We start from the raw sequence: 23,155 nt of genomic DNA, 5'->3' as shown, positions 1-23,155 counted from the left end.
CGATGGCCGCCGCTGTCGGAGGTTTAACGCCTTTCGACTACCTCCTCACTTCGCCGCGGTGTACGCTGCCTGCCTGCTCCCGGAAGCGAGGCGTGCATGAAGACAGTCCTGGTGGCCGGCTCCAAAGGCGGCGTCGGCAAGACCACGATCGCCACCAATCTGGCCGCACATGCGGCCTTGCAGGGCCAGCGCACCGTGCTGGCAGATGCCGATCCGCAAGGCTCGTCCACGCGTTGGGCGCAGCGTCGCGCCAGCCTGGAAAGTGCGGTATTGCCGATCGATGCCACCCGTCGACGCACCTGGCAGGCCGCGGTGCCGGACGGCACCGACCAGCTGATCATCGATGCCCCGGCCGGTGCGATGGCCGATGACCTGAGCGGCTTTCTCGACCACGTCGATGCCATCGTGGTGCCGGTGCTGTCCTCGGCGCTGGATATCGAAGCGGTGGTCGGCTTCCTCAACACGCTGGCCAAGGTGCCGCGCGTGCATCAGCGCAAATTGCCGGTGGGCCTGGTGCTCAACCGCGCCCGTCCCTGGACCCAGACCTCGCAGCAGGCTGCCGAGATGATTGGCAGCTGGCCTTATCCCCTGGTGGCCCAGCTGCGCGATACCCAGGCCTATGTGGTGATGGCCGGCTTGGGGCGCAGCCTGTTCGATTACCGCTCGGCGCAGGTGCGCGACCATCAACAGGACTGGGAGCCACTGTTCAAGTGGCTCAAGAAATCCTAGACCGGAGTGTTTTCATGCGCGAACTGATACTGCTGCGACATGCCCACGCCGAGCCGGCCGATACCGGCCAGGCCGATCTGGATCGCCCGCTGTCCCCGCACGGCATCGCCGAGGCCGAATCGGCCGGCCGCTGGCTGCGCGAGCAGCGCCTGGTGCCCGACCGCGTGCTGTGCTCGCCGGCGCGGCGTGCCCGTGAGACGCTGGAAGCGGTGCTGGAACTCACCGGCTATGTCGAACAACGCCTGGATGAGCGAATCTACGACGCGACGCCCGGCACACTGGCCAGCCTGGTGGACGAACACCGCGATGCCGAGCGCCTGCTGCTGGTCGGCCACAATCCGGGCCTGGAACGGCTGGCCGCCCTGATGCACAGCGGCCAGACCGGCGACTACCGCGGCATGCCGACCGCCGCGATCGCCTTGCTGGCACTGCCGCTGGACGCAGCCATCGAACCGGGCATCGCCCGCCTGACCGCCTTCTGGTGGCCTTGATCCGTGCCATTGTCGCTGCGCTGGTTCACCTGGCTCGCGCTCTGGGTCGCGTTTCCCTGCCTGGCGCAGCAGACGCTGCATTCCATCGATCCGGTGCAATCGCGCTTCGGGTTCGAGATCAGGACGCGCTTTGGCATGAAGATCGAGGGGTTTTTTCCGCGATTTCGGGGTGAACTGGCGGAATTGCCCAACGGGCGCCAGCAGGTGCGGTTCCGCCTGGATGCCACCCAGGTGGAAATTCCCGCCAAGGATCGCTACACGTCATGGATGCGCGGCGAGGATTTTTTCGACGTCGCGCGGTATCCGGTAGTGGAATTCGAGTCGTTTCCCTACCCTGCAGAGGTGGTGAGAAAGGGCGGCGACATCACCGGCAACCTGACCATTCGCGGAATCACCCATGTCGAGACCCTGCATGTGGTGCCGGCTGACTGTGCGCGGCCGGGCTATGATTGCGATGTGATCAGTCGAGGTACGGTCCTGCGTGGACGTTACGGAATGAATGCGTGGCAGATGGCCCTGGGCGACAGGGTGACGTTCATTCTGCGTGGGCGGTTGCAGGAGGCGCGGCACCCGTGAGGTTCCTGTTGAGGGTGCTTGTGCTGGCAACGCTGTTGCTCGGCACCGGATGCGCCGGCTTGTCGCAAATCGAGCGCAACCGTGCCGCAGGGGTGGCGGCGGCGGCGCGCAGCACCGTGGTCAGCTGCACGCAGGCCAATCGCTGCGCCCAGCTCTCGCCGCTGCGCGCGCTGGGGGGCGAGGCGATCACCGCCTCCACACCGGCCGCGCCACGGCATTACGCCACCATCGTCGATCACGGCGAAGAATCGCTGGTGGCGCGGCTCAACCTGATCCGTAGTGCCACCCGCAGCATCGACCTGCAGACCTACATCTTCGACAAGGACGACAGCGCGCGCATGGTGCTGGATGCGCTGATCGATGCGGCGCAGCGTGGGGTCAAGGTCCGCATCCTGATCGATCAGCTCTCGGCGATTGCCGATCTGCAGATTCTCGGTGCGCTGGCCAGCACCCACGAAAACCTGCAGCTACGCATCTACAACCCGACCTTCGGCAAGGTCAAGCTCAATTACTTCGACTATGCCGGCAGCGTGGTGTGCTGCTTCCGTCGCTTCAACCAGCGCATGCACAACAAGCTGCTGGTGGTGGACGACGTGCTCGGCGTGGTCGGCGGGCGCAATTACCAGGACGACTATTACGACTGGGACAGCGAGTACAACTTCCGCGACCGCGACGTGATCCTGGCCGGGCCGGAAGTGCGCGCGATGGCGGCCAATTTCGATGCATTCTGGCGCGCGCGCCGCAGCGTACCGGCCGAGCGTCTGAACGATGTCGGTCGCCTGCTGCTGGAACAGGGCGCGCCCAAGATGCCGCCGGCCACGTTCCGCCGCCCCGATCGGGTGGAGCGGGTCGATGACGAGGCGCGCGATCCGCAGTTCGTGCGCGATGCGTTCGTGACCCCGGCCATGCCGGTGCAGCGCGTGCTGTATGTGGCCGACCTGCCGCAGAAGCATCGCAAGGAGCACGCTGCCAAGGCGGTATCCACCGCGCCCGAGCTGGACGGCCTGATTGCCGGCGCGCAGCAGGAAGTGCTGCTGCAGACCCCGTATCTGGTGCTGTCGGACGAGGCCCAGGCGATCTTCCGCGCATTGCGCCAGCGCCCGCAGCCGCCGCGGATCGTGGTGTCGACCAATAGCCTGGCCGCCACCGACAACCCGATCGTGTATGCGCTGTCGTACAAGTTCAAACGCCGCAACATGCGCGAGCTGGGCTTCAATCTGTACGAGTTCAAGCCGTTCCCGTTGGATGCGCCGGTGCAGTACGCCAACCTGGTGCCCGATCCGCTCAACCCCGAAGCGGCCGAGCCGGCCGAAGACGATGGTCGGGTCAACCGCGTGATCGGCGGCAGTGCGGCCGGCAACGCCATGCGTGGCAGTGGTGGCGGTGGCACAGCCGGCAATGCGGTCCGCGGCAGCGGTGGCGGCGCAGGCCGCACGCCCGGCGGCAGCGAGGTCGATCGGCGCGTGCTGCGCACCGAGACACGGCCCTCGTTCCTGGGCACGCGGGCGGTCAACAAGCCGCTGCCGGTGACCCGTGCCGGTGCGCGCATGGGCCTGCATGCCAAGTCGTTGGTGGTGGATCGCCGCATCGGCGTGATCGGCACGCACAACTTCGATCCGCGTAGCGAAAACTACAACACCGAAGCAGCGGTGGTGATCGACGATGCGCGCTTTGCGCAGGCACTGGCGGCCAGCATCGAACGCGACATGGCGCCGGAAAACGCCTGGACCGTGGCCCCGCGCGAAAAGCCGCCGGTGCTGAGCGGATTGAACTACAGCGTGGGCAAGGTGTCCGAAGCCTTGCCGGTGCTGGATTTCTGGCCCTGGCGCTACGCCACCAATTACGAGTTCCAGCCGGGGCCGGGTTGCCCGTTTCCGCTCAAGCGCCAGGACCCGCAGTTCCGGCAGTGCTATGTGGCGGTAGGCGATTTCCCCGAGGTCAACGTCGGCCCGAAGTGGCTGCTGGTGCGGATGCTGACCGCCTTCGGTGCAGGATTGGTGCCGATCCTTTGATCGCCGCGCCGGTCCGGGGCCTGCATCGAGCGACGCGTGGTAACTGGTGCATCGTGGAGTGACGTACCGCTGCAATGGCGCGGTGCGCTGCAGTAGATGGGCGGCGCGCCGCACACCGCCAACCAGCTGAAGTCACCACCATGGCTTGGCTTGCAGCGACAGCCAAAGGCAGTTGCATCCAACCCCAGCGCCGCAGATGCTTCCCGATTCCCGATTCCCGATTCCCGATTCCCAATCCCCAATCCCCAATCCCCAATCCCCAATCCCCAGCCTATGACCTTCCGCGAACCCGTCGACCTGGCCGCCCTCAACGCCTCCAGCCGCGATACCTTGATCGACCATCTGGGCATCGTGTTCACCGCCGCCGGCGACGACTGGTTGAGCGCCACCATGCCGGTGGATGCGCGCACCAAGCAGCCGTATGGCCTGCTGCACGGCGGTGCGTCGGTGGTATTGGCTGAAACCCTGGGCAGCAGCGCCGGCAACCTGTGCGTGGATATGACCGCCCAGATGTGCGTGGGGCTGGAGATCAATGCCAATCACCTGCGCGCCGCCACCGACGGCCTGGTCACCGGCACTGCGCGTGCGGTGCATGTGGGACGCAGCACCCAGGTGTGGGACATCACCATCGAGAATCCGGCCGGCAAGCGCGTCTGCGTCTCGCGGCTGACCCTGGCCGTGGTCCCGCGCAGCAATGGCTGAGCACGCCGTGCAAGTGCATGGGTGGAACAGCGCCACCCGCGGCGGGCACTGCGCGCAGGCCACGCTGCTGTCACAATAGTTGCGCTTCCTTCCCCTGGTACCGGTCCCGTTCCGTCAATGAGCGAGTCATCCCTGGACGCCACGCGCGATGCTGGCAGCGTGTTGCGTTGGTTCCGGTACCTGTATCGGGTGCCGTTGTTGCTGATGCATCTGAGCATCTGCCTGCCGATCACCATGCTGTGCGTGGTGGCACCGCCGCTGGCGCGCATCCGTACCGGGCGCGACGACACCCTGGACGAGCTGATGATCCGTTGGTGGCAGGGCAACCTGATGCGCATCTTCGGGTTTCGCCTGCGTCGCTTCGGCACCCCGCTGCCGGGCGCGACCCTGTTCGTGGCCAACCATGTCAGCTGGGTCGACATCTCGATGCTGCACAGCCAGCGCGTGATGGGTTTTGTGGCCAAGCGCGAAATCGCCGGCTGGCCGCTGGTCGGCTGGCTGGCGACCAAGGGCCAGACCATCTTCCATCAGCGCGGCAATACCGAATCGCTGGGCGGGGTGCTGCAGGAAATGCTGTTGCGCCTGCGCAGCGGCAAGCCGGTGGGCGTGTTTCCCGAAGGCCGCACCCGTGGCGGTACCGAAGTCGGCCCGTTCCATGCGCGCATCTTCCAGGCCGCGGTCGAGGCCGGCGTGCCGGTGCAGCCGGTGGCGCTGCGTTACGGCGAGCGCGGCAATGCGCAGGCGGTGGTGGCGTTCGGCGAGCGCGAGAGTTTCTTCGCCAATATCGTGCGTCTGCTCGGCGAGCCGTCGCGACTGGCCGAGGTGCATTTTCTCGAGCCGATCCGCGCGCTGGATATCGAAGGCCGTCGCCGCCTGGCCGATACCTCGCGGCAACGCATCATCGCGGCGATGGAGTCCTGAGCCGACGATGCAAACGCTCATCCTCCCTGCGGCCAGCACCATCTTGTCTGGCCCGATGAGCGCATGAACGCCTCCGACTATCTGCCGCCGCGCTGGCTGCGCAACCCGCATGTGCAATCGGTGCTGGGCAGCAGTGCCTTGCGCCGGATCCGCAGCCGCCAGGTGCTGGCCGCCAGCGGCGCGGTGACCAGCGAACACATTCTCGACGGCGGCGACGGCGTGCGCCTGCAGGGCTGGATGAGCATCCCGCCCGGCGATGCGCCGGTACGCGGCACGGTGCTGCTGCTGCACGGCTGGGAAGGCAGTGCCGACTCGAACTACATGCGGCTGACCGCCGCGCGCCTGCTCGGCCTGGGCTATCAGGTGTTCCGGCTGAACTTCCGCGACCACGGCGGCACGCACCACCTCAACGTGGACCTGTTCCACTCCGATCGGATCGGGGAAGTGGTCAATGCGGCGGGCGATCTGTGGCGACGGTTCCCCGCGCCGCAGCTGCTGGCGGCGGGCTATTCGCTGGGTGGCAATTTCGCGTTGCGGCTGGCACTGCGTGCACCGGCGGCCGGTCTGCCGCTGGCGCGCGTGGCGGCGGTGTGCCCGCTGCTGGACCCGGCGGCGACGATGCTGCAGCTGGAAAAAGGCCCGCAGTTCTACGATTGGTATTTCCGCCGCAAGTGGCGCGACTCGCTGCTGCGCAAGCGCAAGCTGTTCCCCGATCAGCACGGCTACGACGACGCCACCCTGGCGCTGGACATGCGCGGGTTGATGGCCTGGCTGGCCGAGCAGCACACCGGGCATGGCACGCTGGAAGCGTATTTCGAGAGTTATTCGATCGCCGGCGAGCGCCTGGCCGGTCTGCAGGTGCCGGTCGACATCCTGATGGCCGAAGACGATCCGGTCATTCCGTTCGAGGATTTCGCCGGCTGGCAGCTGCCGGCGCACGCACAGCTGGAAATCGCGCGCTGGGGCGGCCACTGCGGCTTTCTGGAAAACGCCCGCGGCGATGGATTCGCCGAACGCTGGGTGGCCGAACGGCTGGCGGTGCAGGCGTAAGTCGGCGCCACCTCGCGCATCGTTACAATAGGCGTTTGTCCTGGACACGCCCTCCGCCATGCAAGACGCCATTCTTCAAGCCCTGCGCCGCAATGCGGCCGACGATGCGGTGGCGCTGGCCCGCGAGTGGGTCCTCAGCGCGCCCGAGACCGCCGCCACGCATCGTTGGCTGGGTTTGGCCCTGCAGCAGCAGGGTCAACCGGCGCTGGCGCTGGCCAGCATCGAAACCGCGCTGACGCTGACGCCGGAAGATGCCGACCTGCACCTGCTGCGCGCCGGCTTGCTGTTGGCGATGCGCGAGCTGTCCGCGGCGGACGATGCGCTGTCGCGCACCACCGCGCTCGACCCCAACCAGTTCAACGCCTACGTGATGCAGGCGCATCTGGCGGTGGCGCGCGGCGATCTGGACGAGGCGCAGCGGCTGAGCCGCACCGCCGCACGTCTGGCGCCCGAGCACCCGCAGCTGTTGGCCGTCGATGGCGTGGTGGAGCTGCGTCGCGGCCAGGGCGAGCGCGCGCTGTCGCTGCTGACCCGTGCCGCCGAGCAACTGCCCGACGACCCGCGGGTGATGTTCGCGCTGGGCTTTGCGTATCTGCAGAAGGAGCACTTCGCGTTTGCCGAGCGCGCCTTCGAGCGCGTGGTGGAGCTCAATCCGCCGGGTACCGCGCTGCGCGCCTTCATCGCCCAGCTCGCCCAGCGCCAGGGCCGCCTGGACGACGCGCTGGCCGCGATGCAGGGCGTGTTCGCCCAGCCCGGCGGCGATCTCCCGGCCATGCGCCGGCTTGCCGGCGAGATGGAATTGCAGGCCGGCCGCCCCGACCAGGCCGCCGCGCACCTGCGCCTGGCGCTGGCCCACTGGCCGGCCGACCGCCGCACCCTGCATGCCTTGCTGACCGCCTGGGAGCGGCTGGGCGCGGTGGACGATGCGCGCGACACCCTGGACGCGGCGCTGGCCACCTCGGCCAATGCGCACGACCTGTGGCTGGCGCGGCTGGCGGTGGAGCCGGTCGGCGGGCCGCAGGCGCAGGCGGTGATCGAGCGCTGGCTGCTGGGCATGCCCGAGCATCTGCCGGCGCTGGAAGCGCTGATGCGCGTGCACGACATGCAGGGCCATGCCGAACAGGCGGAAATGGTGGCGCGCCAGATCGTGGCGGTGGAGCCGGGCCGCATCAGCGGCGAGCAGCGCATCGTCGAAGCGCTGCTGGAGCGCGACCCGCCGGCGGCGATCGCCTGCGTGCAATCGCTGATCGATTCGTTGCCCGAGCCCCAGCAGACCGTGCTGCGGCCGTGGCTGGGCAATGTGCAGGACCGCGCCGGCCAGCCCGACGCCGCCGTGGCGACCTGGATGCAGTTCCAGCGCGAACAGGCCCAGCACCGCCTGCCGTTGCCGCCGCAGGCCGCCAAGCAGCCGATGCAGTGGCCGGAGCTGGGGACCATTCCTGAAACGGTGACGGCACGGCCGCTGTTCGTATGGGGCACGCCCGGCTCGCATGTCGAACGCCTGGTCGCGGTGATGGGCGCGGCCACCCCGCTGGTGCGCGACGACCGCTATGGCAGCACGCCGCCGTCCGATGCGCTGCAGAGCTACCGCACCGTCGAGCAGCTGGCGTCGGGCGAGCTGGCGCCGATGGCGCTGGTGGAAGGCTGGAAGGCGCAGCTGCCGCGGCGCGGCATCGACGACGGCAACGTCATCGACTGGCTGCTGTGGTGGGACAACACCTTGCTGACCGCGCTGCGCCCGCACCTGCCCGAAGGCCGGCTGGCGATTGCGCTACGCGACCCGCGCGACATGCTGCTGGACTGGCTGTCGGCCGGCGCGCCGGCACCGCTGGCCGTGCAATCGCCGCAGCAGGCCGCCGACTGGCTGCTGACGGCGCTGGAACAGCTCGCGGTGCTGCATGAGCGCGATCTGTATCCGCACCGGATCATCCGCCTGGACGGCATCGAGAGCGACCCGCAAGGCATCTCCACCGCGCTGGAACAGGCGTTCGGCCTGCGCTTTCCGCTGGTCGAACCGCGCGGCCCGGCCCGCCTGGCCGCGGGTCGCTGGCGCAACTACCGCAACGTACTGGGCGCGCAATTCGATCTGCTCACGTTGATTGCTGTGCGCTTTGGCTACCCGCAGGACTGAGCGCCGCCCAGCACGGCTGCGCGGGTGCGGCATGCCATCGGCGGCGCAGCTCGCACCGCCTCATAGGAGCGGCCCCGGCCGCGACGAGGCGTTGCTGACGATGCGTCGCCACCGAATGATGTGGCGTTACCGAGAACGCCCCGTCGCGGCCAGGGCCGCTCCTACGGATCGGGGCAGATTGGTCGGCGCCAGCACTGACTGACTATGGTGCTGCCTGCCGAGCGCACGCGGACGGCGCGCGATGCGGCACGCGGGCGCTGCAGCGTCCACGTTACCGATGCACGATCACGCGGCCACGGTGTCCGCTGGCGTGATGAACGGCAGCGATAAACCCGGCCGGGCGCACCAGAGGGTTCCATGGCGATGGCTTCCTCTGCGGCGCGGGCCCAGGCACCCTGGTCGGCCTCATTCCCTCGGAGACCCCCGCATGCGCCTGACCAGCAACAGCATCGAAAACGGCAAGCCCATCGCGGCGGAATTTGCCGCCGGAACGCCCGAGGGCTTTGCGCCCAACCGCAACCCGCATCTGGCCTGGAGCGAGGTACCGGCCGGCACGCGCTCGTTCGCGCTGCTGTGCCTGGACCCGGATGTACCGACCGTGCCGGAGACCGTGGGCCGCGACGACGTGCAGATTCCGGTCGATCAGCCACGCACCGACTTTGTGCATTGGGCGATGGCCGATATCCCTGCGGACGTGCATGCGATCGCCGCAGGCAGCTGCAGCGACGGCTTCGTGCCCAAGGGCAAGCAGCAGCCGGCCGGCCCGGCCGGTGCGCGCCAGGGCCTGAATTCGTATACCGAATGGTTCGCCGGCAATGCCGACATGGCCGGCAACTATCTGGGCTACGACGGCCCGTACCCGCCGTTCAACGACCTGCGTGTGCACCGCTACTTCTTCCGCGTGTTTGCGCTGGACGTGGCGCAACTCGGCCTGCCCGAGACCTTCACCGCGGCCGATGTGCTGGCGGCGATCCAGGGCCATGTGCTGGCCGAGGCGGCGTTGCACGGCACCTACACGCTGAATCCGGCGCTGCGCTGACGGCAACGAACGGTCCTGCGCCACACCGGATAGGGTGCCCGGGGCCGGTGCGGCCAACGGTGCCCCTGGTGCCGCCACACCCGCTAACCGTTGGCTTCGATCATCTGCTCGAGCACGTACACCGGCGCACCGTCCGTGCCTGCGGCAGCCGGGTAGCGGGTGACGCGCAGCAGGGTGCGGATGCCTGCTTCGTGTTCGAAGCCTTCGATCCTGCCATCGAAGGGCTGCCAGTTGCGGCTCGCAGGCTGTCCATCGGCGGTGTGTTCGCGCAGTTGCAGGCATTGGCGTGCCGGGTCGGACCCGCATGGCACGGTGTCGGCCGCCACTTCGATCAGCAGCGTCTGACCGGGGCCGCCATAGCGGGTGGCGGCCGTGGCGACACCGCCGAACACCAGCCGGGTGCCGTCGCTGCGGGTCAGGGTCAGCTGCCGACCGTTTTGTGCGGCGTTCAATGCCACCGCGAAGCGCCCGGACAGCAACGCGCTGGCGGCGCGTTCCTGGGCCATCCGCCGCGGTTGCGCGCACAGGCGTTTGCTCGACACCACCCGGCCGATCTGCAAATGCGCCTGCGCCACGCTGTAGTCGGCGCCCAATGCGTTGCAGGTCTGGCTGACCTGGATGCGGTGATCGCTGAAATCCAGCTGCAAGGGCGGGGTGCCGGCGACGAACAGACTGCGCAAGGCGGTGCCGTGCGCATCGCTGGCCTGTTGCAGCTGCCAGTGTTGCGCCTGCAAGGCGGCCTGTAACGGCGCATTGTCGGCGGCGGTTGGGGTGCTCGCGGCCGGCTCGGCGGCAGCGGGGTCGGCGCTGGATCCGGGCGCCTGCGGCGGCGTGTTCGACCCGCAGGCCGTCACGCCCGCTGCCAGCAGTGCAGGGGCAAACAACACGGCACGCATGCGGCGGCTCCCGGTGATCGATATGTCAGTGATACCGCCACCGCGCGGCCAGGGCAATGACGCACGTCACTGCCCGGCCACGTGCCCTGCATGTCGCGCCGGCTCAACCTGCAAGGCACGCGACCGCATGGCGGTCTCAGGCCAGCGCCGGCAGCCACAACAGCAGGGCAGCGCCCAGCACGATGCGGTAGACCGCAAACACCGTGAAGCGGTGCTTCTTGATGTAGCCCAGCAGCCACTTCACCACCACAAAGCCGGTGATGGTCGCCGCCACGAAGGCCACCGCCACATCGGCCCAGTTCTCGCTGCCGACGCCGCCTTCCTTGTACATTTCCAGCAGGGCATAGGCGCTGGCCGCGAACATGGTCGGGATGCCCACCATGAACACGAAATCCGCCGCCGCCGAGCGCTTGCTCAGGCCCAGCAGCATGGCCAGGAAGATCGCCGAGGCCGAGCGCGAGGTGCCGGGGAACACACCGGCCACCACCTGCGCCAGGCCTACCGCGATGGCGACCTTCCAGGTCACCACATCGCGCTCGGGCAATTTGCCGGCAAAGTGCTCGGCCACCAGCATCCACAGCCCGCCGATCAGCAACGCCCAGGCCACCGGCTGCACGGTTTCCGGCAGCTGCCAGCCGGCCTTGCGCACGATCAGCCCGACCACTGCGGTAACCAGGAAGGCCACGCCGATCTTGAGCACGTAGTCGCGGTTGTCGCGTTGGCCCAGGCCGGTGGCCAGGGTCCACAGCTTCTGCCGCAGCGCCAGGCAGATCGCCAGGATCGCGCCGGCCTGGATGACGATGTTGAAGAAGTCAGAACGGCGTCCGAGCCATTGTTCGGCGATCAGCAGATGGCCGGTGCTGGAGATCGGCAGGAATTCGGTGAGGCCTTCGAGAATGCCCAACAGCAGGGCGGAAATCAGATCGGACATCGGACTGGAGAGGGGGATGGGGGAGGCGTCAGGATAGTGCATAGCGGCATGCACCATATTGGTGCAGTATGAAATTGGTTAGCACATTAAGGGTGCTAATTAGCCGTGAGCGGCCTCAAGCGATGCGAGCAAAATCAACAACTTGTGAAGATGCGGCGCTTGGCATGGTCCCTGCTGTAGTTCCGCCCACGAGCCACTTAACTCCTGCAGAGGTTTCTTCCGATGTCCGTGGAAAATGTTGAAAAGCTGATCAAGGACAACAAGGTCGAGTTTGTCGACCTGCGCTTCGTCGATATGCGTGGTGTACAGCAGCACATCACCTTTCCGGCCAACATCATCGAGCCGGCGCTGTTCGAAGAAGGCAAGATGTTCGACGGCAGCTCAATCGCGGGTTGGAAGGGCATCAACGAGTCGGACATGGTCCTGCTCCCGGACGCCGGCACTGCGTATCTGGATCCGTTCTTCGCCGATCCGACCATCGTGCTGACCTGCGACATCCTCGATCCGGCCACCATGCAGAGCTATGAGCGCGACCCGCGCGGCATCGCCAAGCGCGCCGAGGCCTACCTGAAGTCCTCCGGCACCGCCGACCAGGCGTTCTTCGGCCCGGAGCCGGAATTCTTCATCTTCGATTCGGTGCGCTTTGCCAACGACATGGGCCACACCTTCTTCCAGGTCGGCTCGGAAGAGGCTGCCTGGAACACCGGCGCCAAGTACGACGGCGGCAACAGCGGCTACCGTCCTGGCGTGAAGGGTGGCTACTTCCCGGTTCCGCCGACCGACACGCTGCACGACCTGCGCGCGGAGATGATCAAGACGCTGGAACAGGTCGGCATCGAGACCGAAGTGCACCACCACGAAGTGGCCACCGCCGGCCAGTGCGAGATCGGCACCAAGTTCAGCTCGCTGGTGCAGAAGGCCGACGAACTGCTGACGATGAAGTACATCATCAAGAACGTCGCCTACCGCAACGGCAAGACCGCGACCTTCATGCCCAAGCCCATCGTGGGCGACAACGGCTCGGGCATGCACGTGCACCAGTCGCTGACCAAGGGCGGCGTCAACCTGTTCTCCGGCGACGGTTACGGCGGCCTGTCGCAGATGGCGCTGTGGTACATCGGCGGCATCTTCAAACACGCGCGTGCGATCAACGCCTTCTCCAACTCCGGCACCAACAGCTACAAGCGTCTGGTCCCGGGCTTCGAGGCGCCGGTGATGCTGGCCTATTCGGCCCGCAACCGTTCGGCCTCGTGCCGTATTCCGTGGGTCACCAACCCGAAGGCGCGCCGTATCGAAATGCGCTTCCCCGATCCGTTGCAGTCCGGCTACCTGACCTTCACCGCATTGATGATGGCCGGCCTGGACGGCATCAAGAACCAGATCGACCCGGGCGCGCCGAGCGACAAGGACCTGTACGACCTGCCGCCGGAAGAAGAGAAGCTGATCCCGCAGGTCTGCTCCAGCCTGGATCAGGCGCTGGAAGCGCTGGACAAGGACCGCGAGTTCCTCAAGGCCGGCGGCGTGATGAGCGACGACTTCATCGACGGCTACATCGCGCTGAAGATGCAGGAAGTCACCAAGTTCCGTGCTGCGACCCACCCGTTGGAGTACCAGCTGTACTACGGCAACTGAGTTCCACCGCGGTGATGGCGGAGGCCCCCCCTCCCACCTCCGCCATCGCCGCACATGTTCGATCGGTCCACGGCATCGGCCGTGGATTGAAGGGGTATTGAGAGCGCACACAGTTCGCGGGGCGCGGGCCAGACCTCTCCCACGAGGCGGATGCATCGGCATCGGCCGAGGTCTGCGTCATCGCGAACGCGCGGATGCCGGGGTTGGCATCCAGGTGAATGACACCGCCGGGCGGCGCAATGCCGGCCGGTCTTTTCCACCATTCGGGGTATGCGCATGAAATTGATCACCGCCATCATCCGGCCGTTCAAGCTCGACGAGGTCCGCGAGGCCTTGTCCGCAGCAGGCGTGTCGGGCATCACCGTGACCGAGGTCAAGGGTTTCGGGCGCCAGAAGGGCCACACCGAGCTGTATCGCGGCGCCGAGTACGTCGTCGATTTCCTGCCCAAGATCAAGATCGAGACGGTGGTGACCGACGACCGGCTGGACGCAGTAGTCGAGGCGATCCAGAACGCCGCCGGCACCGGCAAGATCGGCGACGGCAAGATCTTCGTGACCGCGATCGAGCAAGTCGTGCGCATCCGCACCGGCGAGATCGGCGCCGATGCGCTCTGAGTTCCCCATCCCCGGAGTTCTTATGAAGACAGCCCTTTTTGCCGGGTGGAAAGCCCGGTTCTACAGTGTCTGCATGTTGATGCTGTTCAGCGCGCTGGTGGCGGGCGGCATGGGCAGCGCGCACGCGCAGTCGACCCCGCAGGTCACCCCGCTACCGACCGAGCCGGTCACCACCGAACCGCTGCCGTCGGCGCAGCCGCCCGCCGCACCGGTGGCCGCGGCCGAGTCCGCCCCGGTGGTGGAGAAGGGCGATGTCGCCTGGATGCTGACCTCCACGCTGCTGGTGCTGCTGATGGTGGTACCGGGCCTGGCGTTGTTCTACGGCGGCATGGTGCGCGCCAAGAACGTGTTGTCGGTGCTGATCCAGGTCGCCGTGGTGTTCTCGCTGCTCACCATCCTGTGGGTGGTGTATGGCTACAGCCTGGCGTTCTCCGGCGAAGGCCCATGGATCGGCAACCTGGACAAGGCGCTGCTCAAGGGCGTGACCATCGAAACGCTGGCGGCCACCTTCACCAAGGGCGTCAGCCTGCCGGAATACGTGTTCGTGGCGTTCCAGGCGACCTTTGCCGGCATCACCGGTGCACTGATCGTCGGCGCCTTCGCCGAACGCGCCAAGTTCGCCGCGGTGCTGCTGTTCTCGGTGATCTGGTTCACCTTCGGCTATCTGCCGCTGGCGCACATGGTCTGGGCCACCGGTGGCTACCTGTTCGGCTTGGGCGCGCTGGATTTTGCCGGCGGCACGGTGGTCCACATCAACGCCGGTATCGCCGGCCTGGTCGGCGCCTACTTCGTCGGCAAGCGGGCCGGCCTGGGCCGCGAGGCGATCAAGCCGCACAACGTGACCCTGACCTTCGTCGGCGCCTCGTTGCTGTGGGTGGGCTGGTTCGGCTTCAACGCCGGCTCCAACCTGGAAGCCAATGCCGGTGCGGCGCTGGCCTTCCTCAACACCTTGCTCGCCACCGCCGCCGCCATCCTGGGCTGGTCGCTGACCGAGAAGATCATCAAGGGCAAGTCGTCCGCGCTGGGCGTGGCGTCGGGCATGGTTGCCGGCCTGGTCGGCATCACCCCGGCCTGCGGCACGGTGGGTCCGTTCGGCGCGATCGTCATCGGCCTGGCCGCCGGCGTGCTGTGCGTGTGGGGCGTCACTGGCCTCAAGCGCCTGCTGGGCGCCGACGACAGCCTGGACGTGTTCGGCGTGCATGGCCTGGGCGGCATCATCGGCGCGATCCTGACCGGCGTGTTCTCGGCGGCGTCGCTGGGTGGCCAGAAGGGCGGCGATTACGACATCGTGCATCAGGTCGGCATCCAGGCGTTGGGCGTGGGTATCACCCTGGTGTGGATCGGCGTGGTGTCGGTGGTGGGCTTCCTGGCGGCCAAGCTGGTGTTCGGCCTGCGCGTCACCGAAGAAGCCGAACGCGAGGGCCTGGATATCACCTCGCACGGCGAAGCGGCATACGAGTCCTGAGCATGCACACCCGCGGCCACGCTGCCGCGGGTGGCGCAACGACCCGGCCGGGAGCGCCTTGCCGGGTCCGTTTTCCCCGCTGCCCCGCCGGCCGCGGACCAACTGCCGAGGTGTCTGCATGACCAGCCCCACGCCCGTGACTGTCGGCGCGGATGCCCGCTGGATCGGTGCGACCTGCCGCCGTCCGGCCCCGAATTCTTTCCTGCATGCTCGATTCTGCGCGCCACATGCGCAGGCCGATCGTGTTTGCACTAAATTGGTGCAATGCTGATGTCGTCCCTACTCCCGTCGCTGGACAGCCTGGGCACGCCGGTGGCCTGGACCGACCGCGAAGGTCGCGTGCTGGGCGTCAATCCCGCCTTCGCGCGCTGGCTTGGGGTCAGTGCGCGGCGCCTGGTCGATCAACCGCTGGCCGCGCTGGAAGTACAGGGCGATGCGCTCGCCCGTTTCCTGCTCAACGACGAGCGGGACGTGCTGCGCCTGCATCGGCTGGCACTGGGCCTGCCCAATGACGCACCGCGCTTTGCCGAAGGCTGGCTGTCGCGGCTGGACGACGGCGGCTGGCTGCTGGAAACCCATCCGGTCGACGAATTCCCCGCGCTGGATCCCACCCATGCGCTGCCCAACGCCTTGAGCGCCGCGCTCAAGGGCCTGGCGCACGAACTGCGCAATCCGTTGGCCGGGCTCAAGGGCGCGGCGCAGCTGCTGGCGCGGCGCTCGGCCGGGCGCGACGAAGACGAGCGCGAGCTGATCGAGTTGATCGGCACCGAGATCGAACGCCTCAACACCTTGCTCGAACGCCTGCTCTCGCCCACGCCGGCGCGCCCGCACGACCATCTCAACATCCACGTCGTGCTCGAACGCGTGCTGCGCCTGGCCGAAGCCGAGGGCGGCTGGTCGGTGCAGGTGCAGCGCGATTACGACCCCAGCATTCCCGAGATCCTCGGCGATGGCGACCGCCTGACCCAGGCGGTGTGGAATCTGGTGCGCAATGCGTTCCAGGCCGGCGCCACGCGGGTGACCCTGCGCACCCGCGTCGAGCACGGCCAGCGCATCCGCGACCGCGTGCATGCGATGTCGCTGCGGCTGGAGATCATCGACGACGGCGGCGGCGTGCCGGAGGAACTGGCCGAGCACCTGTTCCTGCCGCTGGTCAGCGGACGTGCCGAAGGCAGCGGGCTGGGTCTGGCGCTGGCCCAGCAGGTCTCGCGCGAACACCACGGCACGCTGACCTACCGCTCGCGGCCGGGGCATACCGTTTTCACCCTGCTGTTGCCCGAGCTGGCCGGCAATCACGACAAGGACCATCCGCATGGCTGAGGCCGCCGCCGCATCCCACCACATCTGGGTGGTCGACGACGACCGTTCGGTCCGTTTCGTGCTGTCCACCGCCTTGCGCGATGCCGGCTATGCCGTGGATGGCTTCGAGAGTGCCGCTGCCGCATTGCAGGCACTGGCCATGCGGCCTACGCCGGATCTGTTGTTCACCGACGTGCGCATGCCCGGCGAAGACGGCCTGAGCCTGCTCGACAAGCTCAAGTCCAGGCACCCGCAATTGCCGGTGATCGTGATGTCGGCCTATACCGATGTCGCCAGTACCGCCGGCGCCTTCCGTGGCGGCGCGCACGAGTTCCTGTCCAAGCCCTTCGATCTGGACGATGCGGTGGCCTTGGCCGCACGGGCGCTGCCGGATGCCGATGCCGGTGTCGAGGAGATCGTCGGGACACCGTTGGCAGAAGGCTCGGCGGCGCTGATCGGCGACACCCCAGCGATGCAGGCGCTGTTCCGCGCGATCGGCCGGCTGGCCCAGGCACCGCTGTCGGTGCTGATCAACGGCGAGACCGGCACCGGCAAGGAACTGGTCGCGCGCGCGCTGCATAACGAATCGCCGCGCGCGCGCAAACCCTTCGTCGCGCTCAACACCGCCGCCATTCCGGCGGAACTGCTGGAAAGCGAATTGTTCGGCCACGAAACCGGCGCCTTCACCGGCGCCACCAAACGCCATATCGGCCGCTTCGAACAGGCCGACGGCGGCACGCTGTTTCTGGACGAAATCGGCGACATGCCGCTGCCGCTGCAGACCCGCCTGCTGCGCGTGCTGGCCGAGAACGAATTCTTCCGGGTCGGCGGGCGCGAGCTGATCCGCGTCGATGTACGCGTGATCGCCGCCACCCACCAGGACCTGGAGGCGCTGGTCGAGCAAGGCCGCTTCCGTGCCGACCTGTTGCATCGCCTGGACGTGGTGCGCCTGCAATTGCCGCCGCTGCGCGAACGCCGTGGCGATATCGCGCAACTGGCCGAGAATTTCCTGGCCATGGCCGGGCGCAAGCTCGACATGCTGCCCAAGCGGCTGTCCTCGGCCGCACTGGAACAACTCCGCCAATACGATTGGCCCGGCAACGTGCGCGAACTGGAAAACGTCTGCTGGCGCCTGGCGGCCCTGGCCACTGCCGACATCATCGACGTGGTCGACGTCGAATTGGCACTGGCGCGCGGCGGCCGCCGCCAGCGTGCCGGCCGCGGCGACGGGCAATGGGACGAGATGCTCTCCAGCTGGGCCGCGCAACGCCTGAGCGAAGGCGCCCAGGGCCTGCACGCCGAAGCCCGCGAACGCCTGGACAAGACCCTGCTCGAAGCCGCCCTGCAACTCACCCAGGGCCGCCGTGCCGAAGCCGCCGCCCGATTGGGGCTGGGCCGCAACACCGTCACCCGCAAACTCGGCCCGGGGCGCAAGCGCCGCTGATCTGGGTCCAAGCCCCTCTCCTATGGGAGAGGGGGGTGAGGGTCCCTGTGCCGATGAAAGCGCTACTGCACGCGCAGCTATTCCAACGATGCCTTGATCGCGCCGAGGCTGCCTGACATTGCCCGCGGCAAGCGTTGATGCGTGGCACGCCGCCGCATCCCGTGCCGTCGATGACGCCAGCGCAGCCCTGACATGCCGACGCCATCGTCCAGGCAGCTCGCGCACCGTGGCTGGAACCTCGCACAACATCTAACAACCCGACCCACCACACCAACCCCGTAAACTCCTGTGCTGCCGGCGGTTGCATTTCATGACATGTGAACATGCGCCCGCATAGGTTTTCAGCCTGATCAGGAGAACAGCTCGATGCGTTACCGATCGTCCACGATCGTTGCCCTTACCGCACTGGCGCTGGCCGCCTGCAGCAGCACGCCCCCGCCGCCCCCGCCTCCACCCCCGGCGGCGCGGGTGGTGCCCGTGCGTCCAGTCCAGCAGGCCGAGGCGGCGCTGGCATCGGCGTCGGGCAGTCTGGTCAGCGGTCGGGTGGTGCTGGTCCCCGCGCTGCAGGGCATCCGCATCACCGGCACAGTCGGTGGCCTGCGTCCGGGCGGCGTGGCCGGCTTCCATGTGCACGAACGGGGCGACTGCAGCGCCGCCGATGCCAGCAGCGCCGGTGCGCATTTCAATCCGGCCGGTGCGGCGCACGGACGTGCCGGCAGTGCTCCCCACCACGCCGGCGACATGGACAATCTGCGTGCCGATGCCGAAGGTGTCGCGCATCTGGACATGATCGTTGCCGGTATCACCCTCGGCGATGCCGCACCCACCGACGTGGTCGGCAAGTCGCTGGTCGTGCATGCCGATGCCGACGATTACCGCAGCCAACCCAGCGGCAATGCCGGCGCACGCCTGGCCTGCGGCGTCATCCGCGTCACCCAGTGGCGCACACCCCCTTCGCAGCCCTGAGTCGGGGCACCCCTGGCTGCAGCTGCGGCCTTTCTACAGGAGTTTTCTCATGCGCATTCTTCCAACGACGTTGTTCCTGGCCACCGCGCTGGTGCTGACCGCGTGCAAGCGCGACGAACCCGCACCGGCCGACCCTGCACCCGCACCGCAGGCCGGTGCAGCGGCCGAAGCGGCGCATGGCGGCGAGCACGCCGCGTCCATGGTCACCGAAGCGGCGGCCACCACCACCGCAACCGCCGAGCTCAAGCCGACCAAGGGCAGCGATGTCAAAGGCACGGTGAGCTTCAAGATCGTCGACGGCGCGCTGCGTGTCACCGGCCAGCTCAGTGGCCTCAAGCCCGGCAGCGAACACGGCTTCCATATCCACGAGAAGGGCGATTGCAGCGCACCGGACGGCAGCAGCGCCGGCGGCCACTTCAATCCGGCCCAATCCGATCACGGCGCCGTCAGTGCCGACCCGCACCACGGCGGCGACATGCCCAACATCAAGGCCGATGCGCAGGGCAATGCCAGCATCGACGGCCCGGTGTCGAGCAACGTCAATCTCGGCAAGGCCGACCAGTTCGATATCGCCGGCCACGCGGTGATCGTGCATGCCGATGCGGACGACTACAAGACCCAGCCCACCGGCAACGCCGGCGGCCGTCTGGCCTGCGGCGTGATCACCACCGACAACGCGCCGGCTGCAGCCAGGTAAGCAGGGCAAGTCAGCGGCCAGGCCAAACGCCGCGGTGATCGATCACCGCGGCGTTGTTGTTCCTGTGCTGCGGTGGGAGCGATCCGGTCATGCGGTGCGGCATGCTCAATGCTTCCTGTTCGCACGCATCAAAGTGCCGGGCGCCGTGCGCACCGCGTCATCAGCGACTCAGTAATTCGGCCACAGCCCCGGCGTTGCCAACTCCAGCAGATGCGCATCCGGATCGCGGAAGTACAGGCTCTGCCCGCCGCCCGGCCACTGGGTGCGGCCTTCGATGGGCACATCGCAGGCCTGTAGATGTGCCTCCCATCCGGCCAACGCATTGGCGGCGATGGCCAGTGCGTAATGTGCCCGCCCGCTGCCATCGTGCGGCGGAATCGTGCCGCCCGGCAGCGTGACGGTGGTGGCGGTGCTGCCTTGCAGGAACAGCAGCAGCACCTGCCCGGGGGCGATTGCATACGCGGCCATGCGCGCGTCGCGGTACATGGCTGCCAGTCCCAGCACGCGGGCATAGAACGCGCAGGCGCGTTCCAGATCTGCCACATACACGCCGGTTTCCAAGACGCCCTGCAACGCCGGCGCCGTGGAAGCCGGCGCCTGACTCACGCGGCCAACGCCTGGCGCGGATCCTGGCCCGGTTCCACGTGCACGTACAGCACGGGCAGGCCATGCGCTTCCAGCACTGCGGCCATCTGCCGCTGACGCGACAGATACTGCTCGTATACCCCGCGCAGGCGCTCGCAATTGTCGCGGTCGTGCGCGTAGTAATCGCACCATCCGGCCGGGTCGAACAGCGCGATGCGCACTTCGCCATCGACGTAGCGCAGCACCGGCTCGGGCGGCTGTTCCAGCCACTCTTCGGACTGCGGCGCCAGCAGGGCGGCTTCGATCAGCGGCCACAACGGGGCCAGGCCCTGGTTGTCGTACTGCATCGAAATCATTGCGGCCAGATCGTTCGCGGTGAGATACCGCGCATGTTCGATGCGTGCGCCGAAGCTTTCCTGCGCCAGCAGCGCGGTATCGGCCTGCGCCATGCCCTGGGCCAGCAGCACGTCTTCCATCGCATCGGCCACCGTCGTCACGATCTGCGGATCGCCGGAGAGCAGGAACGGCAGCACGCGCAGGCCGCCACCGGTCAGCTGCGGGTCGGCCTGGAAGGGCAGGGGAATCTCGCCCTGCGCATCGGCGCCGAACGCCAGCACGCGCGGGCCCTGATCGCGCCCGGGTGCGCGCGCATGCAGCTCCTCCAGCCGGCGATGCAGCGGCCAGCCGGGCCGCAGCGCTTCGGCCGGGTCGAAGTGCGCCATCGCCACGCTGAGCTCGAGCTCGCGGACCTCGGGGATCCACTGCGCCAGGTCGCGGCCGATGCGTTCGGCCAGCATGCCGGCCTGTTCCGGCGCCAGGGCGCCGCGCTCGGGGACGGTGCCGCCCGTCAATTCCAGCGCCATCACACCCATGGCGGTCACGCCGTGTTCGGTCTTGCTCATGATTCGCGGTTGGCCCATCACGGGGTCGAAGCTACACTGCGGCCATTATGCCTGCCGGCCCTGTGCAGGCCATGTCCCCGAGTCCTCCATGCCAGGTCAACCAATGCCCGCAGCCCGTCCCGTCGCCATTCTGGGCGGCGTTCGTATTCCGTTCTGTCGTCAGAACACCGCTTACGCGGACGTGGGCAACCTGGGCATGTCGGTGCGCACGCTGGGCGCGCTGGTCGAGCGCTTCGGGCTGCACGGGCAGCAACTGGGCGAAGTGGCGATGGGAGCGGTGATCAAGCACTCCTCGGACTGGAACCTGGCCCGCGAAGCGGCGCTGTCGTCCGGGCTGTCGCCGCTGACGCCGGGCATCACCTTGCAGCGCGCCTGCGGCACCAGCCTGGACTCGGTGATCACCATCGCCAACAAGATTGCGCTGGGCCAGATCGATTCGGGCATCGGCGGCGGCTCGGACACCACTTCGGAAGTACCCATCGTCTACGGCAAGAAGCTGCGCGCGCGGTTGATGGCCGCCAACCGCGCTAAGGCCACCGGCGACAAGCTCAAGGCCCTGCTGCGCGGCTTCAAGCTCAGCGAGCTCAAACCCGAGTTCCCAGGCGTGGCCGAGCCGCGCACCGGCAAGAGCATGGGCGACCACTGCGAAGACATGGCCAAGGAATGGAACATCTCGCGCGATTCGCAGGACGAATGGGCGGTGTCCTCGCATCACAAGCTGGCCGCCGCCTATGAGCGCGGCTTCTTCGACACGCTGATCGCGCCGTTCCGCGGCGTCTCGCGCGACAACATCCTGCGCGCCGACACCTCGCTGGAAAAGCTGGCCACGCTGCGCCCTGCTTTCGACAAGACCTCCGGCCGCGGCACGCTGACTGCGGCCAATTCCACCCCGCTCACCGATGGTGCGGCCGCGGTGCTGCTGTCCAGCGAGGCCTGGGCGCTGGCGCATGGCCACACGCCGATGGCCTACCTGCGCGATGCGCAGGTGTCTGCGGTGGATTTCGTGCATGGCGAAGGCCTGTTGATGGCGCCGACCATTGCGGTGCCGCAGATGCTGGCGCGCCAGGGCCTGACCCTGCAGGACTTCGACATCTACGAAATCCACGAGGCCTTCGCCGCCCAGGTGCTGTGCACGCTGCGCGCCTGGGAGAGCGAGGATTACTGCCGCAATCGCCTGGGGCTGGAGGCGCCGCTCGGCCGTATCGACCCGGACAAGATCAACCCGCTGGGCTCGTCGCTGGCCACCGGTCACCCCTTCGCCGCCACCGGCGCGCGCGTGGTGGCCACCGCCGCCAAGCAACTGGAAGAACGCGGCGGCGGGCGTGCGTTGATTTCCATCTGCACCGCCGGCGGCATGGGCGTGGTGGCCATCGTCGAGCGCTGACGCTGCTGCGCAGCGTGGGATTGGGCATTCGCAAGGCGGAAGCGGACCCCTGGTTTTTACAAATCCCGAATCCCGAATCCCGAATCCCCAACCTGCAAGGACGCATGGATGTCGAACGTTGATTCACGCCAACCCCCTACGCTTTATCTGCCTCCGGCGCACGGCGCCGTGTGGCGCGAGGGCGACGTGCTGGTGTGCACGCCAGGCGCCGATCTGCCGCCACGTTGCGTCAAGTGCAATGCGCCGGCGGACATCTCGCCGCGCCGCTACATCTTTCATTGGCATCACCCGGCGATCTATCTGGCCCTATTGATGGGGGTGCTGCCGTATCTGATCCTGGCCATCGTGCTGCGCAAGCGCAGTGCGCACGTGCTGAGCCTGTGCGCGCGGCATGAGCGCCGCCGCGTGCGTTGTGTCGCCATCGCGATGGCGTCGATCGTGCCGTTGCTGGTGGGGGTGCTGTGGATCGATGGCGCGACCGGCTTGCTGACCGGTGCCGGTGCGATGGCGGCGATGCTGTTGATCGGCAGGCGCTGTTCGCGCGTGTTGTCGGCGCAATCGGTCGATCACGAGCAGGCGCGTTATCTCGGTGCCTGTGAGGCGTTTTTGCGCGCATTGCCGGCGCCGCCCCGGCGATCGCGCGATTGGTGATTTGCGCTGCTGTGTTTGCAGATGCTGTCGTAACGTC

The 23,155-nt window shown here is 67.7% G+C and carries 22 protein-coding genes; 18 read left to right on the top strand and 4 right to left on the bottom strand.

What is annotated here, in order from left to right; translation table 11 throughout:
* Positions 1-96 precede the first annotated feature (96 nt).
* The 9 genes from XarjCFBP7645_RS20670 (at position 97) to XarjCFBP7645_RS20625 (ending at position 9,651) form a co-directional block, all read left to right on the top strand.
* The gene (locus XarjCFBP7645_RS20670) at positions 97-729 is read left to right on the top strand and encodes a ParA family protein (protein WP_104538955.1); all 633 of its coding nucleotides are present in this window, start codon (positions 97-99) and stop codon (positions 727-729) included.
* Between the two features lie 14 nt (positions 730-743).
* On the top strand, positions 744-1,220 hold the full coding sequence (locus tag XarjCFBP7645_RS20665; RefSeq protein WP_104538954.1) for a SixA phosphatase family protein: 477 nt from the start codon (positions 744-746) through the stop codon (positions 1,218-1,220).
* A gap of 3 nt (positions 1,221-1,223) precedes the next feature.
* On the top strand, positions 1,224-1,796 hold the full coding sequence (locus tag XarjCFBP7645_RS20660; RefSeq protein WP_104538953.1) for a YceI family protein: 573 nt from the start codon (positions 1,224-1,226) through the stop codon (positions 1,794-1,796).
* Positions 1,793-3,808: a phospholipase D family protein gene (locus tag XarjCFBP7645_RS20655; protein WP_104538952.1), complete on the top strand. Its 2,016-nt coding sequence runs from the start codon at positions 1,793-1,795 to the stop codon at positions 3,806-3,808. Before XarjCFBP7645_RS20660 ends, XarjCFBP7645_RS20655 begins: the two co-directional genes overlap by 4 nt.
* A 273-nt stretch (positions 3,809-4,081) precedes the next feature.
* Positions 4,082-4,510 (top strand): hotdog fold thioesterase, encoded by a 429-nt coding sequence (locus XarjCFBP7645_RS20645; RefSeq protein WP_104538950.1) that lies wholly within the window; start codon positions 4,082-4,084, stop codon positions 4,508-4,510.
* Between the two features lie 21 nt (positions 4,511-4,531).
* Positions 4,532-5,431: a lysophospholipid acyltransferase family protein gene (locus XarjCFBP7645_RS20640; RefSeq protein WP_181126434.1), complete on the top strand. Its 900-nt coding sequence runs from the start codon at positions 4,532-4,534 to the stop codon at positions 5,429-5,431.
* A gap of 63 nt (positions 5,432-5,494) precedes the next feature.
* Entirely contained in the window at positions 5,495-6,481 is a 987-nt protein-coding gene (locus XarjCFBP7645_RS20635) for a YheT family hydrolase (protein ID WP_104538949.1), read from the top strand.
* 58 nt (positions 6,482-6,539) lie between these two features.
* Positions 6,540-8,612: a tetratricopeptide repeat protein gene (locus XarjCFBP7645_RS20630; protein ID WP_104538948.1), complete on the top strand. Its 2,073-nt coding sequence runs from the start codon at positions 6,540-6,542 to the stop codon at positions 8,610-8,612.
* Between the two features lie 427 nt (positions 8,613-9,039).
* Entirely contained in the window at positions 9,040-9,651 is a 612-nt protein-coding gene (locus tag XarjCFBP7645_RS20625; protein ID WP_104538947.1) for a YbhB/YbcL family Raf kinase inhibitor-like protein, read from the top strand.
* 83 nt (positions 9,652-9,734) lie between these two features.
* On the opposite strand, the gene XarjCFBP7645_RS20620 is transcribed toward XarjCFBP7645_RS20625, so the two are convergent.
* Together XarjCFBP7645_RS20620 and XarjCFBP7645_RS20615 are read right to left on the bottom strand one after the other, a co-directional pair.
* The gene (locus XarjCFBP7645_RS20620; protein WP_104538946.1) at positions 9,735-10,547 is read right to left on the bottom strand and encodes an META and DUF4377 domain-containing protein; all 813 of its coding nucleotides are present in this window, start codon (positions 10,545-10,547) and stop codon (positions 9,735-9,737) included.
* 136 nt (positions 10,548-10,683) lie between these two features.
* On the bottom strand, positions 10,684-11,478 hold the full coding sequence (locus XarjCFBP7645_RS20615) for an undecaprenyl-diphosphate phosphatase (RefSeq protein WP_104538945.1): 795 nt from the start codon (positions 11,476-11,478) through the stop codon (positions 10,684-10,686).
* A gap of 222 nt (positions 11,479-11,700) precedes the next feature.
* On the opposite strand from XarjCFBP7645_RS20615, the gene glnA reads away from it, so the two are divergent.
* From glnA to XarjCFBP7645_RS20580, 7 genes are all read left to right on the top strand, one after another.
* On the top strand, positions 11,701-13,110 hold the full coding sequence (gene glnA / locus XarjCFBP7645_RS20610; protein ID WP_016903411.1) for a type I glutamate--ammonia ligase: 1,410 nt from the start codon (positions 11,701-11,703) through the stop codon (positions 13,108-13,110).
* 276 nt (positions 13,111-13,386) lie between these two features.
* On the top strand, positions 13,387-13,725 hold the full coding sequence (locus XarjCFBP7645_RS20605; protein ID WP_002808480.1) for a P-II family nitrogen regulator: 339 nt from the start codon (positions 13,387-13,389) through the stop codon (positions 13,723-13,725).
* Between the two features lie 22 nt (positions 13,726-13,747).
* On the top strand, positions 13,748-15,190 hold the full coding sequence (locus tag XarjCFBP7645_RS20600; RefSeq protein ID WP_181126433.1) for an ammonium transporter: 1,443 nt from the start codon (positions 13,748-13,750) through the stop codon (positions 15,188-15,190).
* Between the two features lie 264 nt (positions 15,191-15,454).
* Complete coding sequence (locus tag XarjCFBP7645_RS20595) at positions 15,455-16,510, top strand: two-component system sensor histidine kinase NtrB (RefSeq protein WP_166775272.1); 1,056 nt, start codon at positions 15,455-15,457, stop codon at positions 16,508-16,510.
* Entirely contained in the window at positions 16,503-17,933 is a 1,431-nt protein-coding gene (ntrC, locus tag XarjCFBP7645_RS20590; RefSeq protein WP_104538943.1) for a nitrogen regulation protein NR(I), read from the top strand. The genes XarjCFBP7645_RS20595 and ntrC overlap by 8 nt, the downstream gene beginning before the upstream one ends.
* Positions 17,934-18,299: 366 nt before the next feature.
* Complete coding sequence (locus XarjCFBP7645_RS20585; protein WP_166775271.1) at positions 18,300-18,899, top strand: superoxide dismutase family protein; 600 nt, start codon at positions 18,300-18,302, stop codon at positions 18,897-18,899.
* A gap of 49 nt (positions 18,900-18,948) precedes the next feature.
* The gene (locus tag XarjCFBP7645_RS20580; RefSeq protein ID WP_104538942.1) at positions 18,949-19,596 is read left to right on the top strand and encodes a superoxide dismutase family protein; all 648 of its coding nucleotides are present in this window, start codon (positions 18,949-18,951) and stop codon (positions 19,594-19,596) included.
* Between the two features lie 168 nt (positions 19,597-19,764).
* Here the strand turns inward: XarjCFBP7645_RS20580 and XarjCFBP7645_RS20575 are convergent, their stop codons facing one another.
* Positions 19,765-20,202, bottom strand: coding sequence for a VOC family protein (locus tag XarjCFBP7645_RS20575; RefSeq protein WP_104538941.1), 438 nt, complete (start codon positions 20,200-20,202; stop codon positions 19,765-19,767).
* A complete protein-coding gene (locus tag XarjCFBP7645_RS20570) occupies positions 20,199-21,083 on the bottom strand; it encodes a hypothetical protein (RefSeq protein ID WP_181126432.1) in 885 nt (294 codons plus the stop codon). Before XarjCFBP7645_RS20570 ends, XarjCFBP7645_RS20575 begins: the two co-directional genes overlap by 4 nt.
* A gap of 88 nt (positions 21,084-21,171) precedes the next feature.
* Between XarjCFBP7645_RS20570 and XarjCFBP7645_RS20565 the strand changes: the two genes are divergently transcribed.
* Together XarjCFBP7645_RS20565 and XarjCFBP7645_RS20560 are read left to right on the top strand one after the other, a co-directional pair.
* Positions 21,172-22,467: an acetyl-CoA C-acetyltransferase gene (locus XarjCFBP7645_RS20565; protein WP_104538939.1), complete on the top strand. Its 1,296-nt coding sequence runs from the start codon at positions 21,172-21,174 to the stop codon at positions 22,465-22,467.
* Between the two features lie 108 nt (positions 22,468-22,575).
* On the top strand, positions 22,576-23,118 hold the full coding sequence (locus XarjCFBP7645_RS20560; RefSeq protein WP_104538938.1) for a hypothetical protein: 543 nt from the start codon (positions 22,576-22,578) through the stop codon (positions 23,116-23,118).
* Positions 23,119-23,155: the final 37 nt, after the last annotated feature.

Origin of the sequence: Xanthomonas arboricola, assembly GCF_002940665.1 — a bacterium.
In the GTDB taxonomy this organism is placed as follows: Bacteria; Pseudomonadota; Gammaproteobacteria; order Xanthomonadales; family Xanthomonadaceae; genus Xanthomonas; species Xanthomonas arboricola_B.
Note: the sequence above shows the minus strand (reverse complement) of the source record. Positions and strands in the feature narration are given on the sequence as shown.